Annotated in this window: 11 protein-coding genes; all 11 read right to left on the reverse strand. The window is 37.1% G+C overall.

Annotated elements, in window-relative coordinates; genetic code table 11:
- Window positions 1-173: 173 nt before the first annotated feature.
- A complete protein-coding gene (locus tag IPJ83_07160) occupies window positions 174-764 on the reverse strand; it encodes a hypothetical protein (GenBank protein MBK7880319.1) in 591 nt (196 codons plus the stop codon).
- 84 nt (window positions 765-848) lie between these two features.
- Window positions 849-1085, reverse strand: coding sequence for a hypothetical protein (locus IPJ83_07165; protein MBK7880320.1), 237 nt, complete (start codon window positions 1083-1085; stop codon window positions 849-851).
- Between the two features lie 14 nt (window positions 1086-1099).
- On the reverse strand, window positions 1100-2041 hold the full coding sequence (locus IPJ83_07170) for a hypothetical protein (protein ID MBK7880321.1): 942 nt from the start codon (window positions 2039-2041) through the stop codon (window positions 1100-1102).
- Window positions 1975-2811 carry a hypothetical protein gene (locus IPJ83_07175; GenBank protein ID MBK7880322.1) on the reverse strand — a complete coding sequence of 279 codons (837 nt, stop codon included), beginning with the start codon at window positions 2809-2811 and terminating at the stop codon, window positions 1975-1977. The genes IPJ83_07170 and IPJ83_07175 overlap by 67 nt, the downstream gene beginning before the upstream one ends.
- Window positions 2808-3893 carry a hypothetical protein gene (locus IPJ83_07180; GenBank protein MBK7880323.1) on the reverse strand — a complete coding sequence of 362 codons (1086 nt, stop codon included), beginning with the start codon at window positions 3891-3893 and terminating at the stop codon, window positions 2808-2810. The genes IPJ83_07175 and IPJ83_07180 overlap by 4 nt, the downstream gene beginning before the upstream one ends.
- A gap of 36 nt (window positions 3894-3929) precedes the next feature.
- Window positions 3930-5198, reverse strand: coding sequence for a T9SS type A sorting domain-containing protein (locus IPJ83_07185; GenBank protein ID MBK7880324.1), 1269 nt, complete (start codon window positions 5196-5198; stop codon window positions 3930-3932).
- Window positions 5199-5282: 84 nt separating this feature from the next.
- The gene (locus IPJ83_07190) at window positions 5283-5921 is read right to left on the reverse strand and encodes a carbonic anhydrase (protein ID MBK7880325.1); all 639 of its coding nucleotides are present in this window, start codon (window positions 5919-5921) and stop codon (window positions 5283-5285) included.
- 128 nt (window positions 5922-6049) lie between these two features.
- On the reverse strand, window positions 6050-7921 hold the full coding sequence (locus IPJ83_07195; protein ID MBK7880326.1) for a hypothetical protein: 1872 nt from the start codon (window positions 7919-7921) through the stop codon (window positions 6050-6052).
- An 11-nt stretch (window positions 7922-7932) separates the two neighbouring features.
- The gene (locus IPJ83_07200) at window positions 7933-10461 is read right to left on the reverse strand and encodes a DUF2309 domain-containing protein (protein MBK7880327.1); all 2529 of its coding nucleotides are present in this window, start codon (window positions 10459-10461) and stop codon (window positions 7933-7935) included.
- A gap of 89 nt (window positions 10462-10550) precedes the next feature.
- On the reverse strand, window positions 10551-11225 hold the full coding sequence (locus tag IPJ83_07205; GenBank protein ID MBK7880328.1) for a carbonic anhydrase: 675 nt from the start codon (window positions 11223-11225) through the stop codon (window positions 10551-10553).
- A gap of 21 nt (window positions 11226-11246) precedes the next feature.
- The gene (locus IPJ83_07210) at window positions 11247-12821 is read right to left on the reverse strand and encodes a SulP family inorganic anion transporter (GenBank protein MBK7880329.1); all 1575 of its coding nucleotides are present in this window, start codon (window positions 12819-12821) and stop codon (window positions 11247-11249) included.
- Window positions 12822-12853: the final 32 nt, after the last annotated feature.

The following is a 12853-nucleotide window of genomic DNA, read 5'->3' on the forward strand; positions in this document are numbered from 1 at the left end:
AAAGCAATTTTTTTATTCATATACTTTCATAACTCTCAAACTCAATGCCAACAATGGGTTTCACGTTTTTTAGCCTACTTTTTGTCCACGTTGCCTAAAATTACTTAAATACTAATAAAACTCCCAAAACACAGTGAGCTCAAGTTTTAAAGACCCTGAATAAAGCTTTTTATCTATTCGATTCCACTTAATTTCCAATTTTTATTGGTTGGGTCATAAGTAAAAAACATTTGACTTTGTTGTTCTTCACTTGGTGAGGAAAGGTTGTAGTAAAACAACACGGTAAACAACTGCATCCTTCCATCTTTGGTAAATCTTATCTTACGAATTTTATCATCCCCCCTCGGCCCAAGTCCATGAATTGAAATTTCTTCTTTTAAGGAACTCGTGGGACTGTTGGTGGCATCCAATTCGATGGAATATAATTTTGACTCCCGTGCGGAGGATAAGTACAAAATTCTTTTTCCTGAATGCATGTGTAATGCAAGACCATATATGTCTTTATTGGAAATTATCTTTTTGATTTGTTTGGTAAGTACATCCACTGTATAAACACCACCAATCTCTCTTTTTTCATCTGAACCTGCCACGGTACTGACCAAAAGTTGTTTCGTCGAACAATCATAAAAACTTCCCAAAACACCAAATGGATTGAATGAACCGGGCATTCTTTCCATTGGAATTTTTACAAATTCTTCCATTTTACCGGAATTGGCATCCACTTTATAAATATTATTTTGCTTTTCAACAGGATTCTGCAACATGTTCACTTTTGCCGATGGCAGTACATACGAATTTCCAAAGTGATCGGTACAAATGGCACCAAGATATCCCGTGTCTTTCCAACTTTAATCTTCAACTATTGTTATTATCCTGGCATTGTGATTTCCAGGTTGTTCGGATTCAATAAGTGCCATACCAACCAAATTCCTTTCTGTAGTCGATAAATATGCTCTAGAAGGATTTATACCCATTTTGGCAAAGTAAGTCGGTAGTCCTTTACATTGATCCATCTGCCCCACCAGATGATTGCTGTTAATCAACATGCAAAAAAGAAAGCTGTACTTAATTATAAAATTATGCATAATGCATATCTGGGTTAAAACAATTTAAACATCGGGCCGGAATAACATGGGTAAATCACGGGGACATAAACACCATTTTTTAAAATCGATTCTGCCCAGCAATATTCCTTTCCTTTTGTATCATCATTTTGAATTTGGGCAACATACCAAACTACAATCGAAGAATTCTCTATAGATTCACTCCCGGAATCCATAAATTTTTCAGGTCCTTGTTGATAATCTCTATTACAACAAGGTCCGATGGTTGGCAGATCTGTTTCTCCTTCATCGCGGTCATTGTCCCATTTAGTTACGTAGACATAAGCCTGGTCTCCTCTTCCTGCATCCCTTAATTGTCCTGTGTTAGCAATGATGTAAATTCCCTGCTTTCCCGCATTTTCAATTTTCATCCATTCATGATCACCCCTATAAATAGTCTGTTCATTTTGCAATGTCCATTGCTCTGTTTTCCATTGTTTCCAGTCATCATTTTTCCATTCATAAAAATTGCATTTGGAATCTGCAAGTGCTATTCTTGTCACAGGTCTATACATCCCATTATTTCCACAACCTCTGCCTATACTGCCTGCAACTGGTCTGAATCTTCCATCTTTATAAAATTCAAAATACTGATGATAATTATAATTGCAAGGAGTGGGCCATCCCTCACTGTAATACCGTTGACCCAATAAAAATCCTGTAGTATCTCCCGCCTCAACTATTGGTTCAAAATAAGGTGGCTCCACAGCCAAAACAGCTGCAGTTGAAAATTCCGGACAACCCACCGCATCACTGTAACCAAATCCTTCTGTTTTGGAATAAGAAACATGCCAATCCACTAACTTAACGCTGCGAAACAATGCGCGACCATTAAATTTAACCTCGGAAACCAACAACCCATCAGAACGACTCATACTGTATTTAAATGACCACCCATCTTTTTCATATTTATTATCCTTGTCACAGAAGCATTGCATAATGTGATCATTTTGCATTTTCTTTGGGTTACAGCCATGCCAGTCTCACCTACCTGAGTCCATCTTACCCCTGCAACATTCAGATCAGTCAAATCTACAATTGCCCATAGTGCCCTTTCGCCATTAATAAAGGTTGGTGCTACACACAGGTGTCTGGATCGCTGACATTTTGTGCGATTTAAAGCTGTTTTTGTTCCAGGCATCAATGGTGCAGATAACTGCTTGTTCTCTCCATAGGCATGAATAACTGCTGTATCATTCCTGGCAATTTCCAAAGCCAGCTCCACTAAATGTGGCGGCACATCGGGTTGTGTTTCCTTATAAAAGGTTATACTCGTTACTTTTTTATTTTTTAAATCAACAATTCCTACCACCGTCCCATTTAATGCATAATTATACATTTCCACACGGTAGCAATTCCCGTCTCTACACGTTGAAGTTCCAGTGGGCAAATCAGACGTTCGTGCTGCACTGACGGAAAATATTTCATTCAACATTTTCTGTTTGCTCCTCTTGTCTGTATAAAATTCTGACAATTTTGGGGTGCTCAAAAAAATGTCCTGAATATCAGACGCATTTCTTAAATCCGACTTTTTTAATCTAATCACAGGAATTTCCTTTTGCAAAATACTGTAAATTTCCTTTACTCTGGCTTCGACTAATTTTGGCAGAGCAATCCCTCTCTGCATTTCAGAAGAACAGCCAATTAAAACTGCGATACATAATAGGTATCTTAATAAATGGAAAATATCTTTCTTATTATGTTTCATGGATTAAATGGATCTAAAAAATACTCATTTCTTAGGTAACTTGTATCGGTTAGCGTATGTAGAAAAGCAATGATGGCTTTCCTGCTTTTTTCATCCAATTGAAAATTCTGCATTCTGCCATCTGTATTGGGATGCATTGCCCCATCTCCCTCACAATCATCCACTGAATTTAATCTTCCTCCCCTTTCATAATTTTTAATCACTTCTTCCAGACTGTTGCTTGAACCATCGTGATAGTATGGGCCTGTCAATGCAACATTTCTTAATCCGGGTATTCGAAATACTCCATTATCCCCAACGTCTCCTGTATGTTCCTGTAAACCCAAATCTCTTACCGGATAAGAACCTTCACAATTATACAATCCGATATTGGCAAAATCACCACCTCGCTCCGGTTCGAAAAAATCCAATCCTCCATGACACCTGTTGCAGGATATCGAATCTGAGAAAAACAAATTTAATCCCATCCATTCCTGACTTGTAAACAAGGTAGAATCCCTATACTTCAAATATTGATCATAAATTGAATTGCGGCTTTGAAGACTTATTTCATACGCTGCAATCGACTCCATAATTTCCTTTACGGACAAATTTAAAATGCTTTTGTGAAATGCATTCTCATAAAGTTGTTGATATATTTTGTCTTGCCGGAATCTCTGCAGAATAATTTCCTCATTGCCTGTTAAGCCCAATTCAACTGGCTTTACTGAAAATAATGGTCGCTCCATTTGAAGGATCAAATTATTCACTTCCGGATTTGACCAGTCAAAACTGGTGCGCTGATTAATATTCAAAAGACTGGGTGCATTTCTTTTCAACAATTGAGCCTCTGAGTTTAAAGAAAGCCGATAACCATCCGTGAAAGCAAGAAACGGATCATGACAGGAAGCACATGATCTTGAAAAATTATAAGATAGCTTTTTGTCAAAAAAAAAGTAATGACCCAGTTCTGCCATGGCATCTTTTGAAGGTAAAGACTTTTTCCGGACATTTGTCTCAATTGTCAAATAGACAATTAAAGCAAATCCCATAAACCAATAATACTTCTGAATGACCATCACAAAGAAAAAACCAGAAAGCAATTAAGATTTTAAAAATCAAATTCCCTTAATACCCGGTTAAATTTTTTGAAAAGAACTTTGATATATTCTTCCGTTTGAAATAAGCTTGATTAAATAGATTCCTGAAGGCAGCGTGGATAAATTAAGATTTCCGTTGTACATTTCAAGATTAACTCGTTTACCCATTAAATCAATTGCTTGTATTTGCTCTGCATTAAGATGCTCAGGTAAACTTATATAATCTCTCACAGGATTAGGGATAAGTTGGAAAGTTGTTTCACTTTTACCTTGTTCCGTACTGCTTAAACTATAATCAAAGGCAAAATATCCTGGTGTGATTCCTGCATCAAATTCATCAAGTTTTGTAAAGTCCTGATCAAAAATGAAAACTTTTCCAAATGAAAAGAAATCGGTTTCTGCTGCATAAATATATTTTGACCGGGCATCAAAACTCAAACCATAAAATTGTTTGCCGGGATCAAGAAAAGGGCCTGCATTTTCTGTCGCAAGATCGTATTTGCCTACGCCTGTTTTGCCGCTTTCCTGATACACAATTGAGTTTTCTATAAGCGTGGATGTAGCACATAAGGAATTCACCTCAGGCAATCTGTTCGTCAAGACTTGTACACCACTGTTTAGATTAATTTTAGAAAGCGAGCTGCCGGTATAATCCCTGTTATTTAAGCTATACAAGACATTATCTTTAAGCATCAGATTTTCAGGATTTTTTCCATCAGATCCAAGATCAATGGTATTCACCCATTTTAATTTCTGCAAATCTATGTCAAGAATCTGTCCAACTTCCTTTCCAAATTGGAATCCGTTGTTTACCCCTATGAAAGCATGATCCTCTTTTATAATGATACTCTCTGTTGTATATGGCAACGCTGAATGAGGAATTTCGAAAACCAAACCCGCATTATTCATATCGTAAATCTGGACATAAGCAGAAAGAGTTTTTTCATATTCTCCCCGGGTAAGAATCAAATAATTCTCCCAAAAATCTATTTTCCTGACTCCTTCTACAGGCAATGTCCATTGAACTGTATTTGTCTGCAAATGGTAACGAACTACCTTCTGATCTGCAGCCACCCAATAGGAACCATCATGAATTTTTAGGTCCGATGCAAACCTCGATTGAGGAATATCTACCAAGGGCCGGTATTCCTTATTAGAAGGCAAATAAGCCCCTACTGAAGGCGGGATTAAAATCTTATTGTTTGTATAGTCGAAGACCCCTTCATTAAGTACTAATACTCTGGATTGACCTGTTACAAACAACACTACAAACAATCCAAGTAGGAAACTAAAGGATATTTTTTTCATCTGATAAGTAATTTATTGGTCAAAAATAGGGCAAAGCTTACAAATCCAGCTTGATATTTCATCAATGAACCTGGAAAACCAAAATTATAAATCATCAAACTCATAAAATTCATCCAAATGATCCCCCGGTGAAAGGTCTAATAAAGGCTTGATAATTCCATTCTTTAAACTGTAAACCCAACCATGAAGGTGGGGCCTTTGTTCATGTTTCCAGGCTTTTTGCACAATGGAGGTCTTGGCCAGATTCATAACCTGCTCCTGAACATTAAACTCAATAAGCCTATTGACTCTATCCCCTTCATCTTCCAATTCATCAATTTCCTCCCGATGAATTCTATACACGTCTTTAATATTTCTCAACCATTTGTTTATGATGCCAAAATTATGTCTTGTCATTGCAGCCTTAACACCCCCACATCCATAATGGCCACAAACAATTATGTGTTTGACTTTGAGATGATGTACAGCATACTCGAGTACGGTAAGCAGATTTAAATCCGTATGCACTACCATGTTGGCCACATTCCGGTGAACAAATATTTCCCCAGGTTGCGTACCGGTAATCTGGTTTGCAGGAACACGGCTATCACTGCAACCAATCCATAAAAATTCTGGTGATTGAAGGTGCTCCAGACGTGAAAAAAAGTCAGGATCTTCTTGGATCCTTTCCAATGCCCAGGCTTTGTTCTCACTTAACATCTGATCAATTATATACTCGCTCATGAATAACTAGATGAAGTTTAAAAATACGCAATTCTTCAATTTAGCCCATAATACAACTAGGCTCCTATCGAAAGGGAAACGAATATCTTACTTTATACAGAATTATCAGAAATTAAAATGGAATAGGTCTACGAAGCCCTGAATGCTATTGGATGATACTGTTTAATGTGTGGGCCCAGAAAAACACGAATGTATATTCTGATCAGAGCTAATTCCAAAAATAAATAATTCAAACACAAAAAAGTGAGTATCAACCATTCATGATAGTGTATATAAGTCAGAAATAAATCAATCCCAATGAAGGTAGTGGTAATAGGAAAACCGGCAAAGCCAAGACAAGCCAACAAAAAAACAAGTGCTTGTTTACGGTATTCATAAACATGCCCATGGTATTGATTCATCCCCAAGGATTTTTCTTTTTGTTCCACCTGCACCAAACAAATATATCCCAGAACTCCTGCAAGGATCAACCCGATGATGTATAAACCTAATTGGGCAAATCCTAAAGGTTTATTATAACTCAATGCAAAAACCGTAAAGACTTGAGATAAACATATTTTTAACCACTGATCCATAGGTTTTCCAGAAGAACTGAATGCAGATAACACAATAATTAGTCCTGTGCCCGCACTCCAAACCGGTAGTTGGTCATCTAAAATCAGAACCAACGAAGGACTAAGAAAATTTCTTAGCCACAACAAAATACAAAACATGCACAGTGCAACAATTGCAAGAAAACGATATCTCTTTTGAATGAATGTGCCGATGGATTTAAACGGCTTCCAAAGAAAGCGGTACATAAAATAATCCAAGCCAAACTCTTTAATCGAAAACAAATAAAGCGCAGAATGAACTCGTTCAATAAATTTGCTCCGCAAGATTTTAATTCTTGGTTTAAAATGAAAAATCATATGATGGGACAAATAACTAAGCACAGATGGAGATACCAGAAATTGGTAAGCCCTTAGAAATGAATGTCCCACCACATGAATTAACACAAATCCATTAAAACCAAATCCTAAACACATTAGCATGAATCCTATTTGAACAACAGTTGAATAGGCCAATTGACTTTTTACACCCGATTGCACCCGGGAAATTAAGGTTCCTGAAACAACACTGGCTAAACCAACTACAATTAAAAGTCCCCTAATGAAAATATCATGAGACCATAGTGGAAATGTCCTCAGTAATAAAAAGACACCGATGTGTACTGCCAATGATCCATAAAATATGGAACTGGAAGAACTAGGACCTTCCATCGCTCTTGGCAACCAACTAGAGAACGGAAATTGTGCTGACTTGATAAGCGCAGCCAAAACTATAAATATGCCTAACCAGAAAAGCAAGGACTCCTGCGCCCCCGAAAAACCCAGAATTATATTCCCTTGCGCTAATTCATCAAATTGAATATTTCTGTGCCAAAGATGATGACAAAAAAATAGTGCCAGTATTAAAAAAATATCGCCGAGTCTATAAAATGACAATACCTTAAAACCATTGCGAACAGGCAATACCCGATCTCGGTAAAATGCAATCAACAAGAACGAAGAAATGCCTATGATTTCCCAACCCGTAAAAAAACTTTCAAAATTACCAGACAATACTGCTACATTATAACCGGTCATAAAAAAAAGAAAAGTCACAAAATATCTCTTAAATCCTTCCTCTCTGTGCATATAAAACTTGCTAAATAATGCCACCACAAAAAACAATAAAGCACCAAGCAATTGGAAAACAGCAGAAATTACATCATAGTAAAAAGCAAAAATAAAATCAAATTCATGATACTGATAAATGCTTCCTGCACGATAATAAATAGGCTTGCCTCCTTCTATTAACCAGAATGCAACAAGAACGAAAGACAAAACAACACTGGCAATTGTACAAATCAATACCAGACTGGAAATAAATCTTTCTCTTTTCTTTTGTACAAAAAGTAATACGAACAAAGTCACGAGAGGAAGTAACACTATGGATAGAAAAATTTGTGCAATCATAATATTAAAATTTATATAGTGTATACTGGTAAATTTTCTTTGGTAGCATCCAGAATATGATTCGTTTTCATCTCAGTTGCAGACTCCACCAATTGATGAAAGTCATCATGACGATTGATGTCGTTTTTAATACAAGTGTAAGGCATAAACGCACCATCTCTGAAATACAATAATTCTGCGCGTCCCGGGTACACACAAACCAAATTTACCCACTCATTGATATACCATTCATACATTTCAGGGGTACTCTGAATGGCTTTTAATATGATCTCGGGATAATGTTCTACAACAATTAATAATCTCACAGGATCATGCACTTCAATCATTTGTACAGGAAGTCCCGGCCTTAAATCTCCATCCACACTGTTGGTTACGCCAAAAAGTCCTATTACATGATGAGGCAATTTGGTGCCAGCTCCAAATTTATGGTTGTCCATTCTGGAGAAATAATATTCCAAATTAATTCCCCCACAAACTGGTCCAATAGGACGCATGACAGCTGTCAATATTTTACCTTCCGGATCAATTCTGTAATCATAAGAATTTAAAAACGCCCTCCGATCTAAAAATAAACGTCTTGAAATACTTCGCCTGCCTATTATGCAAACAGAATTGGTGCCATGCCCAAGTTCCGGCCTGGGTTCGAATAAAGAAACTGATCTACTTTTAATGGATTTCCTAATTGAACCTGCTGACTTTTTAGTTTGAATGGAAGCAAATCTTCTGGATCGCTCCTTTGCATTAAGCTCGAGTGCATAATGAAAATTATTTAATTTAGAATGGTGGAATTCCTTCACGGATTCACTGAGTTTTTCCACATCAAAAAATCGAATTTCGTCCGCAGCTGTGTCGTGCATCCCTCCAATAAAAGAAGTTTGTTCAGGTATAATTATTCCCCGAACTGCCAATAATTTTCTTACTTCAGAATGATTTGCCATCAGACTAAAAACTCTTGCATTAACTGACCCGGGTCGTCCACTGCAAGCACCACAATCATGCGCTCCGTGATGTGGATTGTTTGCACTGCTTGACCCATGCGCGAGGATATATACGATAGGTGAAAAATGATCAACCAATCCTATGCTCTTTAGCAAAGCTTCGACCCTATCCGCCATTTGTGTAACGGTAAATCCCAATTGTAACTCATTCTCATATTGTGGTGGCTCTGAACTTTCAAACTGCAACGCACTAGTCTCATCCATGTGTGCAAAAGCATCGGAAATGGCAGGGCTCATCCTTGGTCTGAAAAGCATAAGCAAAGTCTTCACGAAAGCCCATAATCCTAAAACTGTAGCAAAAAACCAACCAGTCAATGGATGGTGCGAACCAGATCCATACAACAATTCGAATTTTCTTTTATGCTTACCATTTACTGCCTTAATAAGATGTTTGGGGGTCACTGGCGCAGGACATAGTTTCTCATAAAATTGAGCACCTTCAGCAAGGTAATAAAACTCCACATTAAAAAACCCAGGTGTGCCGTAGGTTGCGCAATTGTCATCCGTTCCTTCCAGATGTCTTCGAAGGGAACACTCCCGCTCATCCACACAAAATACAGCTTGAAAACTATAATCCGGGTGACTGGCCTGAGATTGCGGCAAATGTGTCATGATACCACTCAACACTTCATCATAATAACTCCATTCAAACGCTTCTTGCCATAAGAAAAGAACTTGATCTAATTCAGACAATGCGAAATTTTCATCCCACTCTGGAGTATAGTCTCTTAAGGATTCTTTTAATGGCCTCCATTCACCTTTCTTTTTGTATTCCAGCGCATCAATTTCTAGAAGCAATTCAAAGAAAATTAATTCTTTTAATGAAATTTTCCTGGTATCCAGTAAAGTTACGGGATTGTCTTCCACCGCAGAAACAAAACCTGACCATCCATGATGGCTGAATTGCTGATCGAATAAATACCTCTTGTATAGTCTCTCATCCGCCACCAAAATTTTTAAAAGATCTTCGATGCCTAATTTTGAGTCCGCAAAAAGTTCCCTTGCTCTTCTGCTTTTGAATAAACTAACTATTCCGTTAGATTCTAAAGCTCGAAGAGAGGAAAGAAATCCATCTGGGCTAACATGCCAATTCCAAAATGAAACTCCTTGATCCAGATAATGACTTAATATTCTAAAAAGAAAAGGATGCACATCCCTATCTAAATCAATTCCAAACTTCTCACATGCCTTCGATCTCAATTGACCTACTTTTGGCACTTTATGCTGGTCGTATTCCTGATGAAATAAATCCCACTTAACTTCATGCATCCTTGCCGCTCCAATATTATTCAGGATAACCTTCTCTAAAACTTGTTCGCTAATTCTACCCTGTTCAAATAATTTTCTATATTCTTCTAGTTGAAAAGTTACCTGATACCCAAACAAATAAGATGCCTTAAAAATAGCTTCCCTAAATTTTAAATTTTGGAAAGCATGGAGTGTATTGTGGTGAATAAAATCCTTCAGCGACAATTGACTTGGCAAAAAATGCTTCATTTCCTCAATGAAGTAATCAATACCACCTATATTTTTGGAATTCATATTTTCTTTTTAGGCAATTGATAAACTGAAGTCATTTATAAAATTTATTGGTTTGCAATTACTATTGATTCATTGGGTAATTTGTTTGATCAAACAAACTTGGCCTTAATGTCTTTTTTACAGGATATGTAGGTATCCTCCATAAATTCCACAATGCCAGTTTCCAAATTATGAACCGCGCCTATAATTGCTATTTCACCCTTCTCAATCATTTGCTCCAAAATGTAACTTCTGTTGACAATAGATATCACCGATCTGTTTACATTCAGTGCAGTTACCTGTTCAACAAATTCAGAGTTTTTAGAATTTCTTAATTCAGGATCACTTATAGTTCTCTCTTCATATACTGCTGGTTGAATCTTGGACAAGAGTTCCGTAAGATTTCCCATTTCAATATGATCGCACGCCCCCTTGATTGCACCACAATTACTGTGACCCAGTACTACAATAAGTTTTGATCCAGCAACCTTGCAGGCAAATTCAAGACTACCGATGATATCTGTATTTACCACATTGCCTGCAATGCGAATAGACATGATATCCCCAAGTCCCTGATCAAAAATCAACTCGGCAGATGTTCTGCTGTCAATGCAACTTAAAATGGCTGCAAAGGGCCATTGGCCATCTCTTGTATCATTTGCTTGTTGCAACAAATTTCTATTTACTTTTAAGTTGCTGACAAATCTGAGATTTCCCTCTTTTAAAAAATCAAGAGCCCCTTGTGGGGTAATACTTGCTTGCGTGATGGAAGTGTGTGTTTTCATCAATTGGTAAATATTTTATATTTAGTTAGAAGTTACGTGTTCAATTGAATGATCCATTTGGTATTCCTCTTTGAAACCCTTTAGATTCACTTGTATATCCTTTTCCTTTGAACCAATATCTCTGAATTCACGAATCAACTGAAGCACATCATGATCAATGTAAAAGGTATCTGATGCATCAATAAGCAATTTGGAATTTTCAGGAAGATGATTCAATGTCTGTTTGATTGCTGCTTTATTGAGAAATGAAACTTCCTGAGCTAGTTTCATGGTGATGATGTCTCCCTCATGATATTTTTCTCGTTTAAAAAAATATGCAAGCTTAAGATTAGCACGAAGTATAAAGAAAATACTCACGATTAAACCAATTCCAACCCCCTTCAACAGGTCTGTAAATACTACTGCAAGTACGGTAATTAAAAAAGGGATAAACTGATATTTACCACTATCCCACATATGTTTAAAAACCTTAGGACTAGCTAGCTTTAATCCAATCATAATCAATACTGCAGCAAGAGAAGCCAAAGGAATTTTATTGAGGAGGCCAGGAATAATCAAAACGGAAAGCAGTAACAAAATTCCATGGGCAATAGTAGAAATTTTTGTTTTCGCTCCTGAATTTATATTAGCTGATGTACGCACAATAACTGAAGTCATTGGTATTCCTCCAATCAATCCACTTAAGATATTTCCTGCACCCTGTGCAATGAGTTCGGTGTTGGTATTGGTAAATCGTTTCAAAGGATCAAGTCTGTCTGAAGCCTCAATGCATAATAAGGTTTCAATAGATGCTACGATCGCTATGGTTACACCAACAATCCACACATCCGGACGTAAAATGGATTCAAATGATGGAAAAGAAAACTGGCCCAAAAACTCTTCGATGGATCCCGGAATCGGCAGACTAACCAAATGTTCAGAACCGATTAGAAACTCAGGAAGAAAATGACGAAATACTTCGTTCATTACAATTCCTGAAATAACCACAACTAAAGCGCCTGGAATTATTTTTATATTTTTTAAAAAGTTAATTTTATTGAAAGAAACCAGAATGGCGATAGAAACCAGACATACCACCGTAGCACCCGGATGAGAGAAATTAATGGCATCTATAATTCCTGAAAAAGTATTGTGACCTGTATTTTTTTCGATAAAGAAAAAATCACCTTCATTATCTTTATCATATCCAATGGCATGTGGAATTTGTTTCAAGATGATAATGATCCCTATGGCCGTCAACATCCCTTCAATAACATTGGATGGAAAATAGTTAGAAATTGTACCTGACTTTGCAAAACCTAATATTAACTGAATCAGTCCAGCAATCACCACGGCCATCAGAAAAACACTATAATCTCCAAGACTGCTGATGGCAACCAATATAATTGCAGTTAACCCGGCTGCGGGACCACTTACGCTCAATTGACTGTTGCTTAAAAAGCCTACCACAACACCTCCAATAACCCCTGAGATGATACCTGCAAACAGTGGCGCCCCGCTGGCTAATGCAATCCCAAGACATAGTGGCAATGCCACCAGAAACACCACCAACCCTGCCTGGATGTCTTTCCAAAAATAATTAGTATACTTTTTCATGAATAACGAATTTCTTTTTTGCAATACCTACG

It is taken from the genome of Candidatus Vicinibacter proximus, from assembly GCA_016713905.1.
GTDB classification, from domain to species: Bacteria; Bacteroidota; Bacteroidia; order Chitinophagales; family Saprospiraceae; genus Vicinibacter; species Vicinibacter proximus.

Coding starts and splice junctions, on each gene's coding strand:
- IPJ83_07200 (MBK7880327.1), bottom strand. CDS start 10,461: ATGAATTCCAAAAATATAGGTGGTATTGATTACTTCATTGAGGAAATG.
- IPJ83_07160 (MBK7880319.1), bottom strand. CDS start 764: ATGTTGCAGAATCCTGTTGAAAAGCAAAATAATATTTATAAAGTGGAT.
- IPJ83_07185 (MBK7880324.1), bottom strand. CDS start 5,198: ATGAAAAAAATATCCTTTAGTTTCCTACTTGGATTGTTTGTAGTGTTG.
- IPJ83_07205 (MBK7880328.1), bottom strand. CDS start 11,225: ATGAAAACACACACTTCCATCACGCAAGCAAGTATTACCCCACAAGGG.
- IPJ83_07170 (MBK7880321.1), bottom strand. CDS start 2,041: ATGCAATGCTTCTGTGACAAGGATAATAAATATGAAAAAGATGGGTGG.
- IPJ83_07210 (MBK7880329.1), bottom strand. CDS start 12,821: ATGAAAAAGTATACTAATTATTTTTGGAAAGACATCCAGGCAGGGTTG.
- IPJ83_07165 (MBK7880320.1), bottom strand. CDS start 1,085: ATGCATAATTTTATAATTAAGTACAGCTTTCTTTTTTGCATGTTGATT.
- IPJ83_07195 (MBK7880326.1), bottom strand. CDS start 7,921: ATGATTGCACAAATTTTTCTATCCATAGTGTTACTTCCTCTCGTGACT.
- IPJ83_07175 (MBK7880322.1), bottom strand. CDS start 2,811: ATGAAACATAATAAGAAAGATATTTTCCATTTATTAAGATACCTATTA.
- IPJ83_07190 (MBK7880325.1), bottom strand. CDS start 5,921: ATGAGCGAGTATATAATTGATCAGATGTTAAGTGAGAACAAAGCCTGG.